Raw genomic sequence first — 24,014 nt, forward strand, 5'->3', positions numbered from 1 at the left:
GCATTGACAGCAAGCTGCCGCGGTGTCTTTCTATGAATTATAATTCTAAATTCGGGGGAGAAGTCCGTGAGCGAGGGATCCTACAACGCGGTGAACTGGCTGCTCGACCGTAATGTCGAGGAAGGCCGCGGCAACAAGCTCGCCTTCGACGACACCGTCTCGCGGCTCACCTATGGCGAGCTCCAGCGAGATACCCGGCGCGCCGCCAATATGCTGCGCCGGCTTGGCGTCCGCCGCGAGGAGCGCGTGGCGATGATCATGCTGGACACCGTCGATTTCCCGATCGTGTTCCTGGGCGCGATCCGCGCCGGCGTCGTGCCGGTGCCGCTCAACACGCTGCTGACCGCGGACCAATACGCTTACATTCTCGCCGACTGCCGCGCGCGCGTGCTGTTCGTCTCCGAAGCGCTCTATCCCGTCATCAAGGACGTCGTCGGCCGCATGCCGGATCTCGAGCATGTCGTGGTCTCCGGCGCCAAGCAGAACGGCCACAAGCAGCTCGCCGAGGAGCTCTCAGGCGAGAGCGACCAGTTCACCACCGCCGCGACGCATCCGGACGAGCCGGCGTTCTGGCTGTACTCGTCTGGCTCGACCGGCATGCCCAAGGGCGTGCGCCATCTGCATTCGAACTTGCAGGCGACGGCGGACACCTATGCGAAGCAGGTGCTCGGCATTCGCGAGAGCGATGTCTGTCTGTCCGCGGCAAAGCTGTTCTTCGCCTACGGCCTCGGCAATGCGCTGACCTTCCCGATGTCGGTCGGTGCCACCGTGATCCTGAACAGCGAGCGTCCGACGCCGGCGCGCATGTTCGACCTGATGAACCGCTACAATCCCTCGATCTTCTACGGCGTGCCGACGCTGTTCGCGGCGATGCTCAACGACGAGGCGATGAAGAGCGAGCGTGGCGGCGGCGCCTTACGCATCTGCACCTCGGCCGGCGAGGCGCTGCCGGAGTCCGTCGGCAACAGCTGGAGGGCGCGCTTCGGCGTCGACATCCTCGACGGCGTCGGCTCGACCGAGCTCTTGCACATCTTTCTCTCGAACGCGCCCGGCGACATCAAATACGGCTCCTCCGGCAAGCCGGTGCCGGGCTATGCGGTGCGGCTCGTCAACGAGGCGGGCCAGGACGTCGCCGACGGCGAAGTCGGCGAGCTCCTGGTCGATGCGCCCTCCGCGGGCGAGGGCTATTGGAATCAGCGCCACAAGAGCCGCCGCACGTTCGAGGGGCCATGGACCCGCACCGGCGACAAATATGTCCGCGACACCGATGGCCGCTACACCTTCTGCGGCCGCGCCGACGACATGTTCAAGGTCTCCGGCATCTGGGTCTCGCCCTTCGAGGTCGAGAGCGCGCTGATCACGCATCCGGCCGTGCTGGAAGCCGCCGTCGTGCCCGAGGCCGACCCGGAAGGGCTCTTGAAGCCGAAGGCCTTCGTCGTGCTGCGGCCGGGCGCAACGACGACGGATTTGCAGGAGATGCTGAAGGAGCACGTCAAGCAGAAGATCGGCCCCTGGAAATATCCGCGCTGGATCGACGTGGTGGAGTCGCTGCCGAAGACGGCGACGGGAAAGATCCAGCGGTTCAAGCTGCGCGAGGGCGCGAATTGAGCGAGACGGTGCGTCGTATGACTCGCGCTATCGCCGCACACACCGCTGCGCTCCCTCCCCCCTTGCGGGGGAGGGTGGGGGAGAGGGGTAGCCCAGCAATCGGCCTTCATCGTCGCGCGCACGGTGTTCTTCATCACGCTGGGAGTCCCCGTGTGGCACCCCCCTCCCTAGCCCTCCCCCGCAAGGGGGGAGGGAGCGACGGAGTGCGCCGACGCATCTCGTCCTCATTGCGAACAAGAGTGACACCATGACCAATCTCACCCCCACCGGCTTCCTCAGTATCGATGGCGCCAGCCTCGAATACAAATGGCTCGCGCCGCAGGCCGCCGATGCGCCGACCATCGTCATGCTGCATGAAGGCCTCGGCTCGGTCGGACTCTGGAGCGACTTCCCGGAAAAGCTCCAGCAGGCGACCTGCGCCGGCATCTTCGCCTATTCACGCGCGGGCTACGGCCAGTCCAGCCCGGTCGCGCTGCCGCGGCCACTCGACTACATGCAGCGCGAGGCGCTGGACGTGCTGCCGAAGCTGCTCGATGCGATCGGCTTCAAGCGTGGCCTCCTGCTCGGCCATTCCGACGGCGCCTCGATCGCGACCATCTATGCCGGGGCGCATCAGGATCATCGCCTGAACGGTCTCGTGCTGATCGCGCCGCATTTCATCGTCGAGGACATCTCGGTGAAATCGATCGCCGCGATCAAGACGACGTTTGAGACCGCGGACCTCAAGGCAAAACTCGCGCGCTGGCACAGGGACGTCGACAACGCCTTCTATGGCTGGAACGGCGCCTGGCTCGATCCGAGATTCCGCGATTGGGACATCTCGGAGTACCTCGCCTATATCCGCGTGCCCGTCATGGTCCTGCAAGGCGTGGATGACCAATACGGCACCCTGCGTCAGGTCGAGATCGCGCAGGAAGAGTGCTACTGCCCGGTCGATCTGAAGATCATCTCGGGCGCCGGACATTCGCCGCATCGTGAGGCGCCGGCGGCAACGCTCGAGGCGATCGTGCCATTCGCGAAAGCGGCCCTGCGCGACGATCAGGGACTGCAGGGGCGCGCCGCATGATGGCAGCGGGGATGCAGCCTCCGGCCGGCACGGACCGAAGCGCTGGCGTCACGGTGCGGCTTTGAACGGCGACCATGAAACAAAGTGCATGCTCTGGCCATTGGGGGCTAGACACGTTCAAAAAGATGCACTATTGTGCATATAGTGCTACGGCGATAATGCATACTCAAGCTCAGGGGTGACCCATGGCCGGCGAAGATCGGCGCCTCGCAGGCGGCGCGACATTCATCGATTTCCAGACCGAGCCGTCCCGCTACCGGCACTGGAAGCTCACCGTCGATGGCGACGTCGCGACGCTGACCATGGATGTCGACGAGAATGGCGGCCTGTTCGAAGGCTATCTGCTCAAGCTCAATTCCTACGACCTCGGCGTCGACATCGAGCTGGCCGATGCGCTCCAGCGCCTCCGCTTCGAGCATCCCGAGGTGAAAGTCGTGGTGATGCGCTCGGCCAAGAACCGCGTGTTCTGCGCCGGCGCCAATATCCGCATGCTCGCGGGCTCGACCCACGCTCACAAGGTCAATTTCTGCAAATTCACCAACGAGACCCGCAACGGCATGGAAGATTCCTCCGAGAATTCCGGCCAGCGCTTCATCACCGTGGTGAACGGCTCCGCGGCCGGCGGCGGCTATGAGCTGGCGCTTGCGACCGATCACATCATCCTGGCCGATGACGGCTCGTCCGCCGTTGCGCTGCCCGAAGTGCCGCTGCTCGCGGTGCTGCCGGGTACCGGCGGCCTGACGCGCGTCGTCGACAAGCGCAAGGTGCGCCGCGACCATGCCGACTTCTTCTGCACGATCGAGGAAGGTGTGAAGGGCAAGCGCGCGGTGCAGTGGCGTCTCGTCGACGAGATCGCGCCGAATTCGAAGCTGGAAGGCAAGATCGCCGAGCGTGCCAAGGAATTCGCGGCGGCTTCGAAGCGCAACGGCGGTGGCAAGGGCATCGCGCTGACGCCGCTCAAGCGCGTGATCGACGAGACCAGCATCCGCTACGGCTTCGTCACCGTCGACATCGACCGTGCCGCCCGCATCGCCACCATCTCGATCAAGGCGCCGGAGACCGCGCCGCCCGCCGACATCGACGGCATGATGGCGCAGGGCGCTGCGTTTTGGCCGCTCCAGGTCGCGCGCGAGCTCGACGACGCCATCCTGCATCTGCGCATCAACGAGCTCGAGATCGCGATGCTGGTGTTCAAGAGCCACGGCGACCGCGCCCACGTGCTCGCCTGCGATGCTTTCCTCGAAGCCAACAAGGCGCACTGGCTGGTCAACGAGATCAGGCACTACTGGAAGCGCGTGCTCAAGCGTATCGACGTCACCTCGCGCACGCTGGTGACGCTGGTCGAGCCCGGCTCCTGCTTTGCCGGCACGCTGGCCGAGCTCGTGTTCGCCGCCGACCGCTCCTACATGCTGATCGGCACGCGTCAGGGCGACAACCGCCCGCCGCCGTCGATCGAGCTGTCCGGCATGAATTTCGGCCCCTATCCGATGAGCCATGGCCTGACGCGACTGCAATCGCGCTTCCAGGCCGATCCGTCCGACGTGGAGCGCGCGGAAGCCACGCTCGGCACCGCGCTCGATGCGGAGCAGGCCGAAGAGCTCGGTCTCGTCACCTTCGCGCTCGACGACATCGACTGGGACGACGAGGTGCGCGTGTTCCTCGAGGAGCGTGCCAGCTTCTCGCCGGACAGCCTCACCGGCATGGAAGCCAGCCTGCGCTTCGTCGGCCCCGAGACGATGGAATCGAAAATTTTCGCGCGCCTCACCGCCTGGCAGAACTGGATCTTCCAGCGTCCGAACGCGGTCGGCGAGGAAGGCGCGCTGCGCCGCTACGGCAGCGGCCAGAAGCCGAAATTCGATATGACCAGAGTCTAGCGAGTAGGGAGTGACGAATAGCGAATAAGGATTTCCATTCGCTACTCGCCATTAGCTATTCGCTCCTTACAACGAGTCAGTCCCCCACGGGAGGTCCACCATGAACATGAACATCATGAACGTCGACTACTCGACCAAGATTCCGAACAACGTCAACCTCGCCGAGGACCGCCAGGTGCTGAAGGCGCTGGAAGGCTGGCATCCCGGCTATATGGACTGGTGGAGCGACATGGGGCCGGAAGGCTTCCAGGAATCGCTGGTCTATTTGCGCACCGCCTACTCGGTCGATCCGCGCGGCTGGGCCAAGTTCGATTACGTGCGCATGCCCGAATATCGCTGGGGCATCTTGCTGGCGCCGCAGGAGGAGAACCGCGTCGTGCCGTTCGGTGAGCACTACGGCGAGCCGGCCTGGCAGGAAGTCCCGGGCGAGCACCGCGCCATGCTGCGCCGCCTGATCGTGATCCAGGGCGATACCGAGCCCGCGTCAGTCGAGCAGCAGCGCCATCTCGGCAAGACCGCGCCCTCGCTCTACGACATGCGCAACCTGTTCCAGGTCAATGTCGAGGAAGGCCGTCACCTCTGGGCGATGGTCTACCTGCTGCAGAAATATTTCGGCCGCGACGGCCGCGAGGAAGCCGACGATCTCTTGCGCCGCCGCTCCGGCGATGCCGACGCGCCGCGCATGCTGGGCGCCTTCAACGAGGCGACGCCGGACTGGCTGTCCTTCTTCATGTTCACCTATTTCACCGACCGCGACGGCAAGATGCAGCTGCACTCACTGGCGCAGTCCGGCTTCGATCCACTGTCGCGCACCTGCCGCTTCATGCTGACGGAAGAAGCGCACCACATGTTCGTCGGCGAGACCGGCATCACCCGCGTCGTGCAGCGCACCTGCGATGCGATGCGCGCGGCCGGCATCACCGATCCCACCGACATCGCGAAAGTCCGCGCGTTGGGGGTGATCGACCTGCCGACCATCCAGAAGAAGTTGAACCTGCACTACACGCTGTCGCTCGATCTGTTCGGCTCGGAGGTCTCGACCAACGCGGCCAACGCCTTCAACGCCGGCATCAAGGGCCGTTATCACGAGACCCAGATCGAGGACGATCACCAGCTCAAGAATTCCACCTATCCGGTGCTCAAGCTGATCAACGGCGAGGTCAAGCTGGTCGACGAGCCGGCGCTGACCGCGCTCAACATGCGCCTGCGCGACGATTACAGCCAGGACTGCGTCAAGGGCATGCTGCGCTGGAACAAGGTGATCTCGACCGCCGGCTACGATTTCCAGCTCAAGCTGCCCAACGTCGCCTTCCACCGCCACATCGGTGAGTTCAAGGACGTCCATGCCACGCCGGACGGCCTCCTGATCGACGATGCCACCTGGGCCAAGCGCAAGGACGAGTGGCTGCCCTCGACTGCGGACGGCGACTTCATCACCTCGCTGATGCAGCCCGTCACCGAAATCGGCCAGTTCGCCTCCTGGATCTCGCCGCCCAAGGTCGGCATCGACAACAAGCCGGGCGACTTCGAATACGTGAAGATCGAGTCGTAAGCGCCGGAAGCAGATGCTCTTGCCACACTGAAAGCTGTCATCACCCGCGAAAGCGGGTGATCCAGTATTCCAGAGGCCGTTGCGTCTAAACCGAGAAGCCGCGGCGTACTGGATGCCCCGGTCAAGCCGGGGCATGACAGCGGAGTTTGAAACGGGGATCTACCCCGCGATCTCCAACCCCGCATTTGCATACACCACGCCGCCATCGACGGCGATGGTGTTGCCGACCACGTAATCGCCCGCACGCGAGGCGAGATAGATCGCCACCCCTGCCATGTCCTCGTCGGTCCCGATCCGCCGCGCGGGGATGCGCTTTGCGACCTCGTCCGAATGGTCGCGCGCGGCGCGGTTCATGTCGGACTTGAACGCGCCCGGCGCGATCGCGGTGACGTTGATGTTGTCCTTGATCAGTTTCGTCGCCATGCGCCGCGTCAGATGGATCACCGCGGCCTTGCTGGCAGCGTAGGAATAAGTCTCGCTCGGATTGACGAAGATGCCGTCGACCGAGGCGATGTTGATCACCTTCGCCGGACCTTCGGCGCTCGCGGCCGCGCGCAGCGGCTTCGCCAGAGCCTTGGTCAGGAAGAACAGCGACTTCACGTTGAGATCCATCACCTTGTCCCAGCCGCTTTCGGGGAATTCGTCGAACTCCGCGCCCCAGGCCGCGCCCGCATTGTTGACGAGGATGTCGAGCTTCGGCTCCAGCTTGATGATCTCGCCAGCCAGCCTGTCGCAACCTTCGACGGTGGAGATATCGATCGGCAGCGCGATGCATTCGCCGTCATATTGCGCGGTGAGCTCCTTGGCGGTCGCCTCGCACGGTCCGGCCTTGCGCGCGGTGATGTAGACCTTTGCGGCGCCGGCGCTGAGAAATCCCGCCGCGATCATCTTGCCGATGCCGCGCGAGCCGCCAGTCACCAGCGCGATGCGGCCTTTGAGCGAGAACAGATCCTTGAACATGGTGCCTCCCTTGGTTGGCGCTGTTTTGGGCGGGGAGGAGAGGGGAGTCAAGGAAGGCGCTGCGATGACAGGGGTGAGGCGCAGTAGCGACCCAACCAGCTCGGTGTCGTCCCGGACAAGCGAAGCGCAGATCCATAACCCCAGGGAGCAGTTCGGCGACGACTCGTTCGGTACCTCTACCAACCGCAACCGATAAATTTCGCGGTATGGGTTCCCGCGTACGCGGGGACGACGGCGGAGATTGGAGCTGCTACGCCGCCGCGATCCGACGAAAACCGTTCCACATCGCGGTCGCGGCGCCCGAGGTCAGCACCGGCAGGATGCGCGCGTCCTGGTAATTGCCATTGAGCGAAACGCGGGGCAGCGCGGTCATGTGGCTGGCATTCTCCGCGAACAGCATGCCGGGCCGCGTCGTCACCGCGGTCTTGAAGCCGGCGGATGCGGCGAGGGCGAATTCGCGCATCCCCGCGGCGTCGCGATCGCCATAGGGATAGGCGAGATGCAACACGGGGTGCTCAAGCACCTGCTCGATCCGCGCGCGGCTCACGGCCATCTCCTGCGCGGCGATGTCTTCCGCCTGCTTGGCGAGGTTGCCATGGCTGACGCTATGCGCGCCGATCGTGACCAGCGGATCGGCGGCAAATGTCCTCACCTCGGCCCAGGACAGGCACAGGCTGCGGCACAGCGCTTCCATGTCGACGTCGTACCTCGTGCACAGCGCCCCGATCTCGCGCGCAAGATCGTGCTCGCCCGGCAGCGCGCGCAGCCAGTCGTGCAGGCGATCGAATGCCGCCTGCTTGGCGGCAGGCGTCGTCGCATCGATCCGCAGCGCGGAATTGCCGATTCTGACGTCGATCTGCTCGGCTCTGGCGATCACGGCCTCCAGCGCCACCCACCACAATCGTCCGGTGCCTTCGGCAAAATCGCTCGCGACATAGACCGTCAGCGGCGCGTCAAATTCGCGCAGCACCGGCAGCGCATAGTCGAGATTGTCGCGGTAGCCATCGTCGAGGGTGAAGGCGGCGAAGCGGCGGTCGAAGCGGCCCTGCAGGAGCCGCTCATGCAGCTCGTCCATGGTGACGATGTCGATGTCGCGCGAGCGCAAATGGAACAGCGTCGCGCGCAGGAATTCGGGAGTGACTTCGAGATGCCGGTTCGGCTGGAACGCGGCCTCGCGGGCCGGGCGTACATGGTGCAGCATGAAAATGGCGCCGACGCCCGACAAGAGCGGGCGCAAGAGGTGGTGTGCGCCGCTGAAATAGAGTGCTCCCAGCCCGGCGCGGATGACGTTGTTACGCAGTTGTTTCATGACCGGCTGGGGGACTCTGGCATTCCGCCCTTCAACTTACGGAGGAACCCTTGAAGAAAAAGTTATTCCGATTGTCCAGGCAGGGCCTTCGGAACGGCGCCATTTCCGGTTTGACAGCCTGCCAAGGGTTTGTTTTGTCTCCGTTTCCAGAGTTCGGGTCGTCGAATGAAGAAGCTTTTCAGGTGGGCCAGCAAATGGTGGCCGGGGCTGATCCCCCTGGCCATCATGTGGGGATTTGCGGCTTGGAATAATACCTTACCGGTGGAGGCCGATCTGTCGGCCCGCAGCTCGGCTGCGCTGAAAGATACCGTGCTGGACAAGACCCGGATCGCGGTCGATGGCCGCGACGTCAGCCTGGCCGCGGACGCCTTCTCCGAGGCGGGTCGCCGCGACGCCGTTATGGCGGTCGAAACCGTCCCCGGCGTGCGGCTGGTCGACGACCGAACCCGCCTTGTTCCTGAGGCCAAACCCTTCGTCTGGAACGCCGAGCGCGACGTGGTGCGGGTGACGCTGTCAGGATCCGCACCCTTGCCGTCGATGAAGTCCCGGCTGACCGAGGCAGCCCGCAAGGAGGTCGGCGGCGCCGAGGTGGCCGACCAGATGAGCCTGGCGCGCGGCGCGCCAGCTCGGTTCGAGGCAGCGGCGATGCTGTTGCTGGATCAGATCGGCAAGCTCAAGGACGGCAAGATCACGATAACGGACACCAGGGTCAACCTGTCAGGCATGGCGCGCGAACTCGGCGGCCGTGAGGCGATTGCGGCCGCGCTGAAGAACCTGCCCGAGGGCTTTTCGGTCGCCGCCAACGAGATCAAGGCGCCGCCCTATATCTTCCAGGCCTACAAGGATCCGGTGGCCGCGACGGTGACGCTGACCGGCTATGTTCCCGACGCCAATGTCCACGCCGCGATCGCCACCAGCGCCTCGCGAAAGTTCTTCACCGAAAAGGTCGTCGACAATCTCAAGGCCAGTGTCGGCGCACCCGGCTCCTTCAACACGGCGGTCGTTGCAGCGCTCGGCGCGCTGTCGCGGCTGTCGACCGGTACGCTCGTCGTCTCCGACCGCGAGGTGAAGCTGTCGGGCGATGCGCTCTACGAGGGGGCTGCCAACGACATCCGCGCAGGCCTCGGCAAAGACTTCCCGAAAAGCTGGCAGTACAAGCCGGAGATCACGGTGAGGCCCGCGGCAGGCCCGGTCGATGGCACTGTGTGCCAGCAATTGTTCTCGGAGCTCCTGACCAAGGGCAAGATCCGCTTCGCAACCAGGCGCGCGGACATCGATCCTGACTCGGCAGGCATCCTCGATCGTCTCATCGAGACGGCGCTGCGCTGCCCTACCACCAATATCGAGGTCGTCGGCCATACCGACGCCGACGGCGAGGACTCCTTCAACCAGGCTCTCTCGGAAAAGCGCGCACAGGCGGTGATCGACTATCTGGTCAAGGCCGGCCTGCCCGCCAGCCGCTTTACCGCGGTCGGCCATGGCAGCACCCAGCCCGTCGCCGGCAACGATACCGATGAAGGCAAGGCGCAGAACCGCCGTATCGAATTCCTGGTGAGGTGACGATGCCCTATCTCGTCTCGTTCCATCTGGGCTGGTTGATCGGCTCGCTGCTGCTGGGCTTTTGCATGGGCTGGATCTCGGTGGTTCAGCGCGGCAACGGCACCTCCAAGGTGACCGCGCGCTGGCTCGCGGCGCTTGCCGCGGGCCTGGTCGCAGCTTCGTTCGCCCATGTGGTCCCCGGCCGTTTCGGCTATTGGCTCGACCTCGGCCTGATCATGTTCGCCTGCTATCTCGTCGGTTGCACCATCGGCGCCTGGCTGCGCGACCGGGTCGTCTCGCGCAGCGTGCCGACAGCCGCCCCGTGATGTTGCCATGCACCCTCTCTTGAGAGACGGGTGCCCGTCCGCAACGGCCTTTCGGCGCATCAGACGCCCGTGACCGGCCGCTTCGGCTCCCCTCTTTCAACAGGCGGGCCTGCCCCATAGATTGACGTCGGCTTAAGTCGCGACAGAACATTGCGCCGTTGTAATCATCAAAACTTCATGGCGTCCGCGCAGGATTGCCAAGGAGATTCGCGTCGAGCTTGCCGCCGAAGGCGCCAAATCGTGCATCAGGAGCCGTGACCCTGCCTAAAATATTGAAGGCACGTGTTTTTGTTCGAATTGGCGAATTCCACTTTGCCGGAAAACGCGCTAGTGGAGGGGGAGGGGCATGCGCGATGCCGGAGCCGGCGGCGAGGGGTCGTTGAGTGCCTGTGCGTCGTCCGCCTGTCCGCTGGCCACCCTGGCCGCCGAAGCGTTGTTGTTCGAGGTCTAGATGCTGGAAGCCATACGCAGGGCGACGTCGTTTCTGCGCCAGAAGCAAATCCTGCATAAGCTTGGAGTTGTGATCAGCATCGCGGTCATCGGCATCGCTTGCTATGTGCTCTACCACATGCTGCGCGGCATCGATTTCAACGAGGTCCTCGAAGCGATCAAGAGCACCGAGCCGTCCCAGATTGCGATGGCGGCGCTGTTCGTCGCGGCGGGCTATTTCACCCTGACCTTCTACGACCTCTTCGCCACGCGCGCGATCGGCCATTCCCATGTACCCTATCGCATCAACGCGCTCGCGGCCTTCACCAGCTATTCGATCGGCCACAATGTCGGCGCCAGTGTCTTCACCGGCGGCGCGGTGCGCTACCGCATCTATTCGGCCTATGGGCTCAATGCGATCGATGTCGCAAAAATCTGCTTCCTCGCCGGCCTGACCTTCTGGCTGGGCAATGCCGCCGTGCTCGGCCTCGGCATCTCCTATCATCCGGAGGCCGCGGCCTCGATCGACCAGCTTCCGCCCTGGCTGAACCGGGTGCTGGCACTGATGATCATCGTGGCGCTGGTCGGCTACGTGGTCTGGGTCTGGACCCATCCGCGGGTGGTCGGCCGCGGCCCCTGGACCGTGGTGCTGCCGGGCGGCCCGCTGACCCTGCTCCAGATCGCGATCGGCATCATCGATCTCGGCTTCTGCGCGCTGGCGATGTATGTCCTGGTCCCGGACGAGCCCAATCTCGGCTTCGTCGTGGTCGCGGTGATCTTCGTCTCGGCCACCCTGCTCGGCTTCGCCAGCCATTCGCCCGGGGGACTCGGCGTGTTCGACGCCGCCATGCTGGTCGGCCTCTGGCAGATGGACCGGGAGGAGCTTCTGGGCGGCATGCTCCTGTTCCGGGTGCTCTATTATCTGTCTCCCTTCGTCCTATCTGTAATCTTGCTGACGTTTCGCGAAGTTATCATCGGTGCGCGATCGAAGCGCTTGCAACAGGCGGCGCTCAAGCTGGACCCCGGCCCGGCGCATGAAGCCGCCTATGTGAGAGAGCGCAGCGACAGCGGAGCCTAAGTCCCCCAGGAGAAGCCCGCCCCGATGGCGATCGATGCCCCATCTTCTCCCCCCGCCCAGCCCTGGTCCGACCGGCTGCGGCACTCGACCATCATCCTGATCGCCGCGGCGCTGGCGCTGTCTATCGTGGTCTCGCTCGGCGAATTGTCGGCGCTGCCCGCCGCGATCGTGTTCTTCTGCATCGCGGCGGCGGCCTTGATCCCCTGGCGGCTGCATGATCCCGCCGCCTCGCGCGACGATGTCAGGCGTATCAACCCGGTCGAGAGCGCGGCGGTGGCCGCGGTCGTCGCCGGCATGCCGGATCCCGCGGTACTGCTCGACCGCGCCGGCCGCGTCATCCATCTCAATGCCGCCGCCGCCCAGCTGGCGCCGGCGCTGCGCAGGAACGAGCTCGCCCAGTTCGCGCTGCGCTCGCCGGAGATCATCACGGCGCTGCGCGAGGCGATCGCGACCACCGAGCCGCGACGCGCGACCTATCTCGACCATGTTCCGGTCGATCGCTGGATGGAGCTCATGATCACGCCGGTGCCGGTGCCGACCAGCTTCGGCGGCGCCGACAAATGCATGCTGATGACCTTCCACGACCAGACGCCGCTGCGCCGGGTCGAGGAGATGCGCGCCGACTTCGTCGCCAATGCCAGCCACGAGCTGCGCACGCCGCTGGCCGCGCTGTCGGGCTTCATCGACACGCTCCAGGGCCAGGCCAAGGACGATCCCAAGGCGCGCGAGCGCTTCCTCGGCATCATGCACAACCAGGCCACCCGCATGGCACGCCTGATCGACGATCTCCTGTCACTGTCGCGGGTCGAGCTGTCGGCCCATGTCCGGCCCGACACCCTGGTCGACCTCGTGCCGATCATCCGCCAGGTCGCCGACGGTCTCGAGCCGCTGGCGCGCGAGCGTCAGGTCGAGGTGGAGATCCATCTGCCGGAACCGCCGGTGATGATCGCAGGGGACCGCGAGGAGCTGCTCCGCCTGTTCGAGAACCTGATCGAGAACGCGCTCAAATACGGCGCCTCGGGCGGACGCGTCATCGTGTCACTGAGCTCGGCCGCCGCCTCTGATGGAGCTCAGGAAATCCGAGTCATGGTCCGCGATTTCGGCCCCGGCATCGCGCCGGAGCATCTGCCCCGGCTGACCGAGCGGTTCTATCGCGTGGACGTCGGCGACAGCCGCTCGCAGGGCGGTACCGGGCTCGGATTATCGCTGGTGAAACATATTCTTAACCGTCATCGTGGCCGGCTTCTGATCGAAAGCGTGCCCAGGCAGGGCGCCACTTTCACGGCCTGTTTTCCTCAGGTGAAGCCTCTGGCGCAGGGTTAAAAATCAAGCAATTTCAATTGCTTGATTGTGTCATCCAGCTGTCACGAAACCTTCGTAAAAGCTCAGTCGACCGCTCCTAAACGGACGGCGCGGGGAGCGCGATCGGGCGCGGTTGGCGCTTCGCTCCCCAGTATGGAGACCAGCATGAATTTCCTCAAAACCATGGTCGCTGCCGGCTTGGTCGCCGCATCGACGACGGTAGCCTTTGCGGCCGACATCACCGGTGCCGGCGCGACGTTCCCGTTCCCGATCTATTCGAAGTGGGCTGACGCCTACAAAAAGGAGACCGGCAACGGTCTGAACTATCAGTCGATCGGCTCCGGCGGCGGCATCAAGCAGATCCAGGCCAAGACCGTGACCTTCGGCGCCAGCGACGCGCCGCTCAAGGCCGAGCAGCTCGAGAAGGATGGTCTCGTCCAGTGGCCGATGGTGATGGGTGCGATCGTCCCGGTCGTCAACATCGAGGGCGTGAAGCCCGGCGAGATGGTGTTCGACGGCGAGACGCTGGCCAACGTCTATCTCGGCAAGATCACCAAGTGGGATGATCCGGCCATCAAGAAGCTCAATCCGAACGTGAAGCTGCCGTCGGAGGCGATCACCGTGGTCCGCCGTTCGGACGGTTCGGGCACCACCTTCAACTTCACCAACTACCTCTCCAAGGTCAGCGCGGACTGGAAGAGCAAGGTCGGCGAGGGCACCGCGGTCGAGTGGCCGGTCGGCGTCGGCGCCAAGGGCAACGAAGGCGTGTCGGGCAATATCAGCCAGACCAAGAACTCGATCGGCTACGTCGAGTACGCCTATGCCAAGCAGAACAAGCTGACCTACACCAAGATGGTCAACAAGGCCGGCAAGACGGTTGAGCCGACGATGGAGTCGTTCCAGTCGGCCGCATCCAATGCCGACTGGGCTCATGCGCCCGGCTACTATGTCATCCTGACCGACCAGCCCGGCGACAAGTCTTGGCCGATCACCGCCTCGACCTTCATCCTGATGCACAAGGAGCCGGTCGACAAGGCCGCCGCCAAGGAAGCCCTCAAGTTCTTCGCCTGGGCCTTCAAGAACGGCGACAAGATGGCTGAGGAGCTCGACTACATCCCGATGCCGGACAACGTGGTCAAGCTGATCGAGAAGACCTGGTCGGCCGACATCAAGAGCTGAGCTTTCGCGATTGCTCGCGCCCCGTCGTTCCGGGGCGCGAGCGCCGCGAGCGACCCGGAATCTCGTCATTCCGGGTCTGGTCCTTCGGACCATCCCGGAATGACGCCGGATAGATCGTCGACAAGACCGCCTTTGTTGGCGGCACGCAGATGGCGTAAGTAAAACAGGGGATCGACGTGGCTGAGATGGCTGTCGAGAGCAATGTGATTGATGCTGCCGGTCCATATGACCGCGCCAAGGCCTTGAGCGCGTTCAAGCTCGGCGACGTCACCTTCTATTGGATCACGCGGTTGTCCGCGATCTCGGTGCTGCTCATTCTCGGCGGCATCATCATCTCGCTGATCGTCGGGGCGTTCCCGGCGATCAAGGAATATGGCCTCTCCTTCCTGTGGACGCAGCGCTGGGCGCCGTCGGCCGATCCGCCCGTGCTCGGCGCGCTCGGGCCGATGTACGGCACGCTCGTCACCTCCTTCATCGCGATGCTGATCGCCATTCCCGTCGGTCTCGGCATTGCGATCTTCCTCACCGAGCTTTGTCCGCAATGGCTGCGCCGCCCGATCGGCATGGCGATCGAGCTGCTCGCCGGCATTCCCTCGATTATCTACGGCATGTGGGGCTTTTTCGTGCTCGGGCCGTTCCTGGCCAACACCTTCCAGCCCTTCATGATCAGGGTGTTCGACGGCGTTCCTGTGCTGGGTGCGATCTTCGCCGGTCCCCCGTCCTATCTCAGCCTGTTCAACGCCTCGCTGATCCTCGCCATCATGGTGCTGCCCTTCATCACCTCGATCTCGGTCGACGTGTTCAAGACGGTGCCGCCGGTGCTGAAGGAAGCCGCCTACGGCGTCGGTTGTACCACGTGGGAAGTCGTGCGCAGCGTGGTGATCCCCTACACCCGCGTCGGCATCATCGGCGGTGTCATGCTGGCGCTGGGTCGCGCGCTCGGCGAGACGATGGCCGTGACCTTCATCATCGGCAATTCGTTCCGCATCTCCTCGTCGATCTTCGCCCCGGGCACCACGATCTCAGCGGCGATCGCATCCGAGTTCGCCGAGAGCGACGGCCTGCACCAGTCCGGCCTGATCCTGCTCGGTCTGCTGCTGTTCGTGCTGACGTTCTTCGTGCTCGCGGCCGCGCGGCTGATGCTGATGCGCCTGGAAACCAAGGCCGGAAAGTGAAGCCATGAACCCGATCTATTCGCGCCGCCGCCGCTGGGACATCGTCATACGCGGCCTCTGCATCGCAGCCGCCGCCTTCGGCGTCACCTGGCTCGCGCTGATCCTGATCACGCTGCTCTACAACGGTCTGGCCGGGCTCAACCTTCAGGTCTTCACCGCAGACACGCCGCCGCCCGGATCGAGCGAGGGCGGCCTGCGCAACGCCATCGTCGGCTCGCTGATCATGACCGTGATCGGTGTCGGCATCGGCGCGCCGCTCGGCATGTTCGCCGGTACCTATCTCGCCGAATACGGCCGCAACGACAAGCTGACCTCGGTGATCCGTTTCATCAACGACATCCTCTTGTCGGCGCCCTCGATCATCATCGGCCTGTTCATCTATGGTGCGGTCGTGGTGCCGATGCGAGGCTTCTCGGCAATCGCCGGCGCGCTGGCGCTCGCCGTGATCGTGATCCCCGTCGTGGTGCGCACCACGGAGGACATGCTGCTGCTGGTGCCGAACCCGCTGCGTGAAGCCGCCAGCGCACTCGGTCTGCCGCGTTCGCTGGTGATCAAGCGCATCGCCTACCGTGCGGCGCGCTCCGGCCTCATCACCGGCGTGCTGCTCGCCACCGCCCGCGTCGCCGGCGAGACCGCGCCGCTGCTGTTCACCGCGCTGTCCAACCAGTTCTTCAGCCTGAGCCTGGACAAGACGATGGCCAACTTGCCGGTGACCATCAACAACTTCGTGCAGAGCCCCTACGCCTACTGGAAGCAACTCGCCTGGAGCGGGGCGCTGCTGATCACCCTGACTGTGCTTGCCCTGAACATTGGCGCCCGCATCCTTGGTGCCGAGAGGACCGCAAAATGAGTGAAATGTCTATTTCCGTAAGCGCGCCGACCGTTCATCCCGGCTCGCAGCCGCTGCCCGAGGCGCCTGCCAAGGTCACCGCGCGCAACCTCAATTTCTACTACGGTGAGCACCATGCGCTGAAGAACATCAATCTGGCGCTGGGTACCAATCGCGTCACGGCCTTTATCGGCCCGTCCGGCTGCGGCAAGTCGACCCTGCTGCGCATCTTCAACCGGATGTACGACCTCTATCCGGGCCAGCGCGCCACCGGCCAGCTGTTGCTCGACCAGACCAACATTCTCGACCCCAAGCTCGACCTCAATCTGCTGCGCGCCCGGGTCGGCATGGTGTTCCAGAAGCCGACGCCGTTCCCGATGACGATCTACGAGAACATCGCCTTCGGCATCCGCCTCTACGAGAAGATCTCGAAGTCCGAGATGGACGATCGCGTCGAGAAGGCGCTGCGCGGCGGCGCGCTGTGGAACGAGGTCAAGGACAAGCTCAACGCCTCCGGCCTGTCGCTCTCGGGCGGCCAGCAGCAGCGCCTGTGCATCGCCCGCACCGTCGCGGTGCGCCCCGAGGTGATCCTGTTCGACGAGCCCTGCTCGGCGCTCGATCCGATCTCGACCGCCAAGGTCGAGGAGCTGATCCAGGAACTGTCCGAGAACTACACGATCGCGATCGTCACCCACAACATGCAGCAGGCCGCGCGCGTCTCCGACAAGACCGCCTTCATGTATCTTGGCGAGCTGATCGAGTTCGACGACACCAGCAAGATCTTCACGTCGCCGACCGACCGGCGAACGCAGGATTACATCACCGGCCGGTTCGGCTGAGGAGACGGGACATGGGTACTGAACATACCGCAAAGGCTTTTGACACCGACCTCCAGGAGCTCACCCGCCTGGTCGCCGAAATGGGCGGGATCGCCGAGCGCATGATCGTCGATTCCGTCGACGCGCTGATCCGCCGCGACGTCGCGCTCGGCCAGCGCGTCGTCGCCACCGACGCCGATCTCGACATGCTGCAGAAGCGCATCGAGGAGCGCGCGGTGCTCACCATCGCCCGCCGCCAGCCGATGGCGGTCGACCTGCGCGAGATCGTCGGCGCCATGCGCGTTGCGACCGATCTCGAGCGCATCGGCGACCTCGCCAAGAACATGGGCAAGCGCGTCGCCGCGCTGGAGACCGACTTCCATCCGCTCAAGCTGTTCCGCGGCCTGGAGCACATGACCGATCTCGTGCAGCAGCAGGTCAAGTCGGTGCTGGACGCCTATGCCGCTCACGACCTGCCGGCGGCGATGGCGGTGTGGAAGGGCGACGAGGAAGTCGACGCGATCTGCACCTCGCTGTTCCGCGAGCTCCTCACCTACATGATGGAGGATCCGCGCAACATCTCGTTCTGCATCCACCTGATGTTCTGTGCCAAGAACATCGAGCGGATCGGCGACCATGCCACCAACATCGCCGAGACCGTGTTCTACATGATCGAGGGCCAGGCCATCACCGACAAGCGGCCGAAGGGCGACATGACCACGTTCGCCACGACGATACCGAATACCTGAAGACTTAAGGAGCGACGGTACCATGGGCGCACGCATTATGGTGGTTGAGGACGAGGAAGCTCTCACCGAGCTTCTCCGTTACAACCTCGAAGGCGACGGCTATGACGTCGAGACGGTGATGCGCGGCGATGACGCCGACACCCGCCTCAAGGAGCACATTCCCGATCTGATCGTGCTCGACTGGATGCTGCCGGGCCTGTCAGGCATCGAGCTGTGCCGGCGGCTGCGCACCCGCTCCGAGACCAAGCAGCTGCCGATCATCATGCTCACCGCCCGCGGCGAGGAGAGCGAGCGGGTGCGGGGACTTGCGACCGGCGCCGACGACTATATCGTCAAGCCATTCTCGGTGCCGGAACTGCTGGCGCGCGTGAAGGGTCTGCTCAGGCGCGCGAGCCCCGAGCGGCTCGCCACGGTGCTCGCCTATGGCGACATCGAGCTCGACCGTGACAAGCGCCGCGTCGCGCGTTCGGGCCGGCCGATCGACCTCGGCCCGACCGAATATCGCCTGCTGGAGTTCTTCCTGGAGCATCCCGGCCGGGTGTTCTCGCGCGAGCAACTGCTCGACAGCGTCTGGGGCCGCGACATCTACATCGATGAACGCACCGTCGACGTTCATATCGGTCGTCTCCGCAAGCTGCTCAATCTCGGCCGCGAGCAGGACCCGATCCGCACCGTCCGCGGCGCCGGTTATGCGCTCGACGATCGCTTTGCGAAGGCGGAGCAGACCTAAAGCATGATCCGGAAAAGTGCGCAGCGGTTTTCCGAAAAGATCATGCTTAAACGACGACCTACAGCGCGATGACGATTCATCCTGATCGCATCGCGCTTTAGTCTAAGGTTTGCAGACTTTGGTTTGGCGTAGTGCAATCACACTCTCAGTGTCGTCCCTGCGAACGCAGAGACCCATAACCACAGGAAGTGGTTTGGCGAAGACTCGGAGTGATCATCCCGTGCAATGACAGCGCCCCGGGATTATGGGTCCCTGCGCCCCGTGCGCAATTGCGCACCAGGCAGGGACGACATCCGATGTGTTGAGCCGTTTTCGCGCGCCGGCTGACGAGGCGCGCTGATAACCTACCGCGTTCCCGGCTTGGCCGGTGCGCGCCGGCGATCTGCCGCCGGCTGATAGGCCACGCGCGAATGCTGGGCGCAGTAGGGCAGGCCGGACAGCGCCTTGCCGCCGCAGAAGAAGAAATCCGGGCTCGAGGGATCGCCGACCGGCCAGTGGCAGGTCGCCTCGTTCAATTCCAGCAGCGACAGTCGCTGGCTCATCGGCACCACGTTGTCGTAGGTGACCGGCTCGGCCTCCACCTCGACCTCGAAGGCCTGCGCCAGCGCGGTGTTGCCGCGCGCAACGGGGCGGGTCACCCGCATCATGTGCTGCGCGGGCCGTGCCTTGCGCGGCCGGGGCGCTGCCGAAGAAGGGCTCTTGGCGCGGCCGGACAGGCCGAGCCGGTGCACTTTGCCGATCACGGCATTGCGGGTCACATTGCCGAGCTCCGCCGCAATCTGGCTGGCCGAAAGTCCGGCCTCCCAGAGCTTTTTCAGCTGCTCGACGCGATCATCGGACCAGGTCAAAACCGTCATTGCACCCTTTCCCTCGCTGCGAGCCTGCCATCCTGGAGCCTTCGCAGCGAATGCCTAAGCCTTGAAAACCCGTGCCGCCAGAATCCCTTAAGGCTCGCCGGGCGCACCAAAGACGCCCGAACGTTTACGCCGGTACATGAGGACTCTTGGGATCAGAACCGCTGCACGAGATATCGTATCTGACAGTCCAAACGCTACAATATGGCGTGACTCCCGCGCAAGAGTCCGCCGGCTCGCTTCCACATGTTCCGTGGTGAAAACCCGCAAAACCGGCACCGCAAGACTACGGATTCAGCGTTTCGCGAGGCTTTCCGGGCGGCATTGACACCCGTCTTGTCAGGCATAAGATAGCGTCACGTGCCGCCCTTAAAAGGCGGCACGTTTCGTTTTCCGGGCCGGGCAATGGTGCGTTGCGCAATGCACGCTTCACGCCGTCCGCAACATTCAAGTGACGTCATGACCAACAGCGCCGCGCCGCATTTGCTCCCCGTTTTCGCCAGGGCCGACCTCGGTTTCGAGCGCGGCGAAGGCTGCTGGCTGGTCGCGACCAATGGGGATCGCTATCTCGATTTCACCTCGGGCGTGGCGGTGAATGCGCTCGGCCATGTTCATCCCGCGCTGGTCAAGGCGCTGCAGGAGCAGGCGACGAAGCTCTGGCACATGTCGAACCTGTTCCAGAGCCCCGACGGCGAGAAGCTCGCAAGCCGCCTCTGCAACGAGAGTTTTGCCGACTTCGTGTTCTTCTGCAATTCCGGCGCCGAGGCGCTGGAAGGCGTGATCAAGCTGGTCCGCCATCATCACTTCTCCAAGGGGCATCCCGAGCGCTATCGCATGATCACCTTCGAGGGCGCCTTCCACGGCCGCACGCTGGCAACGCTCGCCGCTACCGGATCTGCAAAATATCTCGAGGGCTTCGGTCCGCCGATGGACGGCTTCGACCAGGTGCCGCATGGCGACCTGGAAGCTGTGAAGAAGGCGATCGGCCCGCATACCGCCGGCATTCTCATCGAGCCGATCCAGGGCGAGGGCGGTGTTCGTTCTGCGCCTCCCGCCTTCCTCAAGGCACTGCGCGAGCTCTGCAATGAGCGCGGCCTGTTGCTCGCCTTCGACGAGGTGCAGACCGGCATGGGCCGCACCGGCGAACTCTTTGCCTACAAGCGCACCGGCGTCGTGCCCGACGTGATGTCGCTGGCGAAGGCGCTCGGTGGCGGTTTCCCGATCGGCGCGGTGCTCGCCACCGCCGACGCGGCGCGCGGCATGGGGCCGGGCTCGCACGGTTCGACCTTCGGCGGCAATCCGCTCGCGATCTCGGCTGCGAACGCCGTTCTCGACGTCATGCTCAAGCCCGGCTTCTTCGATCACGTTCAGAAGATGTCGCTGCTGCTGAAGCAGAAGCTCGCCTCGGTGATCGACCGTCATCCTGATGTCGTCAGCGAGGTGCGCGGCGAGGGCCTCCTGATCGGCATCAAGGCCGTGGTGCCCGCAGGCGACCTCGTCGCGGCGCTGCGCGCCGAAAAATTGCTCACCGTCGGAGCAGGCGACAATGTCGTGCGCTTCCTGCCACCCTTGATCGTCACTGAAGCGGAGATCGAGGACAGCGTCGGGCGGCTCGAACGCGCCTGCACTGCGATCTCATCCAGCCAGACCAAGCGGGCGGCAAGCTGATGAACAAGACGCCCAACAAGACTCCAAAGCACTTCCTGGATATCAACGAGCTGCCGCTGTCGGAGCTCAAGAGCATGCTCGCCGCCTCGTCCGCCATGAAAGCGAAGCAGAAGGCGCATCAGCCGGTCAGGCCGCTTGAAGGCAAAACGCTGGCGATGATCTTCGAGCGGCCCTCGACGCGGACGCGGGTGTCGTTCGATGTCGCCATGCGCCAGCTCGGCGGCGAGCCCATCATGCTCACCGGCGCCGAGATGCAGCTCGGTCGCGGCGAGACCATCGCCGACACCGCGCGGGTGCTGTCGCGCTATGTCGACGCCATCATGATCCGCATCCTCAATCACGAGGCGCTGCTGGAGCTTGCGGCCTATGCGACCGTGCCCGTGATCAACGGCCTGACGCGGCGGTCGCATCCCTGCCAGGTGATGGCCGATCTCATGACCTACGAGGAGCATCGCGGCCCGATCGAGGGCAAGACTGTGGCCTGGACCGGCGACGACAACAACGTGCTGGCGTCCTGGGCGCACGCCGCCGAGCGCTTCAAGTTCCAGCTCAACGTCGCAACACCTCCGGAGCTCGCGCCGAAAAAGGCGATGCGCGACTGGATCAAGACGACCAATGCGCCGATCGCGCTCGGCACCGATCCGGAAGCCGCCGTGCGCGGCGCCGATTGCGTCGTCACCGACACCTGGGTGTCGATGGGCGACAAGGAGGGCGAGCACCGCCACAACGTGCTCAAGCCCTACCAGGTCAACAGCAAGCTGATGTCGCTCGCCAAGCCCGATGCGCTTTTCATGCACTGCCTGCCCGCCCATCGCGGCGAGGAGGTCACGGACGAGGTGATCGACGGCCCGCAATCGGTCGTGTTCGACGAGGCCGAAAACCGTCTGCATGCGCAGAAAGGCATTCTGGCCTGGTGCTTTGACGCGGTGAAGTAATTGCGGTGGTGGGGCCGCCTTGATGGCCCCATTCTCCGCTGTCATCCCGGACAAGCGCCGCGCAGCGGCGCGCCGATCCGGGATCCATAGCCACAGGATTGAGTTTGGCGAAGACTCGGAGTTGTCATCGCCGGTCACAACGTCATCCTGTGGTGGGTCCCGGGTTCGCGCTTCGCGCGCCCCGGGACGACACCGAATTTGAGGCGGCTTGTTACCGTTCAATCCGCATCCGGAACACACCATCTCGGTGATCTCCGTGCCCCTTCCAATCCCCACTCTCCGACCCCAGATAGAGCGCCATGGTTTCCCAATTCCCTGACATGAAGACCGGGTCCGAAGGCCCGGTTCGCGCGCCATCAGCGGTTCCGATCGATGACGCCGTGCTGCCCTACGAGGTCGACGCGCTCGACGTGCGCGGCCGCTTGGTGCGGCTCGGCCCTGCGCTCGACGACATCCTGACCAAGCACGATTATCCAGCGCCGGTCGGCAAGTTGCTCGGCGAGGCCATCGTGCTGGCGACGCTGCTCGGCTCGGCGCTGAAATTCGAAGGCCGCTTCATCCTGCAGGCCCAGACCGACGGCCCGGTGTCGTTCCTGGTCGTCGACTACAAGGCGCCGGACCATCTGCGCGCCTATGCCCGCTACGACGCCTCGCGTCTGGGCACGGCGAAGGATTCCGGCACGCTGCTCGGTCGCGGCCATCTCGCCATGACCATCGACCAGGGCCCCGACATGAGCCGCTATCAGGGTCTGGTCGCGCTCGATGGCGGCAGCCTGGAAGACGCCGCCCACGAATATTTCCTGCGCTCCGAGCAGATTCCGACCAAAGTGCGCCTTGCGGTCGGCGAGGAGTGGCGCTCGAGCGACGGCGGCAAGCATCGCTGGCGCGCCGGCGGCATGCTGATGCAGTTTTTGCCGAAGGCGCCGGAGCGCGCGCGGCAGGCGGACTTGCATCCGGGCGATGCACCCGAAGGCGTCGAGGCGCATAGCGTCGCCGAGGACGACGCCTGGGTCGAGGCGCGCTCGCTGATCGAGACCGTCGAGGACGTCGAGCTGATCGATCCCGAGCTCTCCGGCGAGCGGCTGCTCTACCGCCTGTTCCACGAGCGCGGCGTGCGCGTGTTCAAGCCGCTGTCCCTGCAGGCGCAATGCTCCTGCTCGCGCGATGCGGTCGCGTCCATGCTGAAGAGCTTTTCGCCCGACGACCGCGCTGCCATGGTCAAGGACGACAAGGTCGTCGTCACCTGCGAGTTCTGCAGCTCGGTCTACCAGTTCACGCCGCACGAGGCGGGCGTCGAGGACGTCGCCGGGTCGGCCCTTCCGGCCGGTCAGAACTCGCAATGACGGTGTGGACAGAGCCTGCGCCACACTTCGCGCTCGTGCCCCGGACGCGGCGCAGCGCGCTGCAGGGCCGGGGCCCATGTCGCGGAGCGTACTGGCGCCCTGGGTTCCGGCTCTGCGCGGCAACGCCTTGCGTTGTGGCGCGTCCGGGACACGAGAGTGTCCCCCCTAGTTCAACACCCGCTTATGGTCCGGGCTGTCCAGCGAGAACGTCGGCACGTCGATCTCGAAGCGCTCGCCGCTTTCGCTGACCATCTGGTAGCGGCCGGTCATGAAGCCGGAGGCGGTCGTGAGCGGCACGCCGGAGGTGTATTCGAAGCGCTCGCCGGGAGCCAGGATCGGCTGCTCGCCGACGACGCCCTCGCCCTTCACCTCCTGCTGGCGGCCGGAGGCATCGGTAATGATCCAGTGCCGCGTCTTGAGCTGCACGGTCTCCTCGCCCGAATTGGTGATGACGATGGTGTAGGACCAGAAATAGCGCGAGCGGTCGGCCGACGACTGTTCCGGAACAAAGTTCGGCTCGACGGTCACTTCGATCTGGCGGGTCACGGCGCGGTACATGGTTGCCATAATAGCCAAATCCGTCCCGGGAACCAAACGCTGCAGACGGCTCAGGCGACATCGTCCCGCCAGAATTCGAAGGGAAGGACATCCCAGAGGGAGATTCCCCTATATGATCCGGCCGCTTTGCGAG

At 64.6% G+C, this 24,014-nt stretch carries 21 protein-coding genes; 17 read left to right on the plus strand and 4 right to left on the minus strand.

All coding sequences use genetic code 11. The features are described 5' to 3' along the window. The first annotated feature begins 66 nt into the window (after positions 1-66). The 4 genes from XH87_RS07660 to boxB all read left to right on the plus strand — a co-directional run bounded on the left by XH87_RS07660 (position 67) and on the right by boxB (position 6,100). The gene (locus tag XH87_RS07660) at positions 67-1,608 is read left to right on the plus strand and encodes a benzoate-CoA ligase family protein (protein WP_271586776.1); all 1,542 of its coding nucleotides are present in this window, start codon (positions 67-69) and stop codon (positions 1,606-1,608) included. 247 nt (positions 1,609-1,855) lie between these two features. Further along, a complete protein-coding gene (locus tag XH87_RS07665; RefSeq protein WP_271586777.1) occupies positions 1,856-2,674 on the plus strand; it encodes an alpha/beta fold hydrolase in 819 nt (272 codons plus the stop codon). A 185-nt stretch (positions 2,675-2,859) separates the two neighbouring features. Next, the gene (boxC, locus tag XH87_RS07670) at positions 2,860-4,548 is read left to right on the plus strand and encodes a 2,3-epoxybenzoyl-CoA dihydrolase (RefSeq protein ID WP_271586778.1); all 1,689 of its coding nucleotides are present in this window, start codon (positions 2,860-2,862) and stop codon (positions 4,546-4,548) included. Positions 4,549-4,648: 100 nt separating this feature from the next. After that, positions 4,649-6,100: a benzoyl-CoA 2,3-epoxidase subunit BoxB gene (gene boxB / locus XH87_RS07675; protein ID WP_158668523.1), complete on the plus strand. Its 1,452-nt coding sequence runs from the start codon at positions 4,649-4,651 to the stop codon at positions 6,098-6,100. Positions 6,101-6,259: 159 nt separating this feature from the next. On the opposite strand, the gene XH87_RS07680 is transcribed toward boxB, so the two are convergent. Together XH87_RS07680 and XH87_RS07685 are read right to left on the minus strand one after the other, a co-directional pair. Next, complete coding sequence (locus XH87_RS07680; RefSeq protein ID WP_271586779.1) at positions 6,260-7,060, minus strand: SDR family oxidoreductase; 801 nt, start codon at positions 7,058-7,060, stop codon at positions 6,260-6,262. Positions 7,061-7,310: 250 nt separating this feature from the next. Beyond that, on the minus strand, positions 7,311-8,369 hold the full coding sequence (locus tag XH87_RS07685; RefSeq protein ID WP_158668521.1) for a polysaccharide deacetylase family protein: 1,059 nt from the start codon (positions 8,367-8,369) through the stop codon (positions 7,311-7,313). A gap of 165 nt (positions 8,370-8,534) precedes the next feature. On the opposite strand from XH87_RS07685, the gene XH87_RS07690 reads away from it, so the two are divergent. The 10 genes from XH87_RS07690 (at position 8,535) to phoB (ending at position 18,523) form a co-directional block, all read left to right on the plus strand. After that, on the plus strand, positions 8,535-9,929 hold the full coding sequence (locus XH87_RS07690; protein ID WP_271586780.1) for an OmpA family protein: 1,395 nt from the start codon (positions 8,535-8,537) through the stop codon (positions 9,927-9,929). A gap of 2 nt (positions 9,930-9,931) precedes the next feature. Next, the gene (locus tag XH87_RS07695; protein WP_271586781.1) at positions 9,932-10,234 is read left to right on the plus strand and encodes a hypothetical protein; all 303 of its coding nucleotides are present in this window, start codon (positions 9,932-9,934) and stop codon (positions 10,232-10,234) included. Positions 10,235-10,685: 451 nt separating this feature from the next. After that, complete coding sequence (locus tag XH87_RS07700) at positions 10,686-11,741, plus strand: lysylphosphatidylglycerol synthase domain-containing protein (RefSeq protein WP_035703380.1); 1,056 nt, start codon at positions 10,686-10,688, stop codon at positions 11,739-11,741. Between the two features lie 24 nt (positions 11,742-11,765). Beyond that, on the plus strand, positions 11,766-13,064 hold the full coding sequence (locus XH87_RS07705) for an ATP-binding protein (RefSeq protein WP_271586782.1): 1,299 nt from the start codon (positions 11,766-11,768) through the stop codon (positions 13,062-13,064). Between the two features lie 144 nt (positions 13,065-13,208). Next, positions 13,209-14,222: a phosphate ABC transporter substrate-binding protein PstS gene (gene pstS / locus XH87_RS07710; protein ID WP_271586783.1), complete on the plus strand. Its 1,014-nt coding sequence runs from the start codon at positions 13,209-13,211 to the stop codon at positions 14,220-14,222. A gap of 185 nt (positions 14,223-14,407) precedes the next feature. Then, a complete protein-coding gene (gene pstC, locus XH87_RS07715) occupies positions 14,408-15,397 on the plus strand; it encodes a phosphate ABC transporter permease subunit PstC (RefSeq protein WP_271586890.1) in 990 nt (329 codons plus the stop codon). A gap of 4 nt (positions 15,398-15,401) precedes the next feature. After that, positions 15,402-16,247 carry a phosphate ABC transporter permease PstA gene (pstA, locus tag XH87_RS07720; RefSeq protein WP_158668516.1) on the plus strand — a complete coding sequence of 282 codons (846 nt, stop codon included), beginning with the start codon at positions 15,402-15,404 and terminating at the stop codon, positions 16,245-16,247. After that, entirely contained in the window at positions 16,244-17,065 is an 822-nt protein-coding gene (gene pstB / locus XH87_RS07725; protein WP_158668515.1) for a phosphate ABC transporter ATP-binding protein PstB, read from the plus strand. Before pstA ends, pstB begins: the two co-directional genes overlap by 4 nt. A gap of 11 nt (positions 17,066-17,076) precedes the next feature. Further along, positions 17,077-17,793, plus strand: a complete 717-nt coding sequence (phoU, locus tag XH87_RS07730; RefSeq protein WP_158668514.1) for a phosphate signaling complex protein PhoU — start codon at positions 17,077-17,079, stop codon at positions 17,791-17,793. Positions 17,794-17,815: 22 nt separating this feature from the next. Further along, complete coding sequence (gene phoB, locus XH87_RS07735) at positions 17,816-18,523, plus strand: phosphate regulon transcriptional regulator PhoB (RefSeq protein ID WP_035703370.1); 708 nt, start codon at positions 17,816-17,818, stop codon at positions 18,521-18,523. Between the two features lie 344 nt (positions 18,524-18,867). Here phoB and XH87_RS07740 read toward each other — a convergent pair whose 3' ends face one another. Beyond that, positions 18,868-19,380, minus strand: coding sequence for a GcrA family cell cycle regulator (locus XH87_RS07740; RefSeq protein ID WP_024337097.1), 513 nt, complete (start codon positions 19,378-19,380; stop codon positions 18,868-18,870). A gap of 456 nt (positions 19,381-19,836) precedes the next feature. On the opposite strand from XH87_RS07740, the gene XH87_RS07745 reads away from it, so the two are divergent. The 3 genes from XH87_RS07745 (at position 19,837) to XH87_RS07755 (ending at position 23,323) form a co-directional block, all read left to right on the plus strand. Next, the gene (locus tag XH87_RS07745) at positions 19,837-21,045 is read left to right on the plus strand and encodes an aspartate aminotransferase family protein (protein ID WP_271586784.1); all 1,209 of its coding nucleotides are present in this window, start codon (positions 19,837-19,839) and stop codon (positions 21,043-21,045) included. After that, positions 21,045-21,980, plus strand: coding sequence for an ornithine carbamoyltransferase (argF, locus tag XH87_RS07750; RefSeq protein ID WP_035703367.1), 936 nt, complete (start codon positions 21,045-21,047; stop codon positions 21,978-21,980). Before XH87_RS07745 ends, argF begins: the two co-directional genes overlap by 1 nt. A gap of 299 nt (positions 21,981-22,279) precedes the next feature. Next, a complete protein-coding gene (locus XH87_RS07755; protein WP_271586785.1) occupies positions 22,280-23,323 on the plus strand; it encodes an Hsp33 family molecular chaperone in 1,044 nt (347 codons plus the stop codon). A 165-nt stretch (positions 23,324-23,488) separates the two neighbouring features. Here XH87_RS07755 and apaG read toward each other — a convergent pair whose 3' ends face one another. Continuing rightward, positions 23,489-23,881, minus strand: coding sequence for a Co2+/Mg2+ efflux protein ApaG (gene apaG / locus XH87_RS07760; RefSeq protein WP_035703363.1), 393 nt, complete (start codon positions 23,879-23,881; stop codon positions 23,489-23,491). Positions 23,882-24,014 lie beyond the last annotated feature (133 nt).

The organism is Bradyrhizobium sp. CCBAU 53415, from assembly GCF_028128735.1.
Taxonomy (GTDB): Bacteria; Pseudomonadota; Alphaproteobacteria; order Rhizobiales; family Xanthobacteraceae; genus Bradyrhizobium.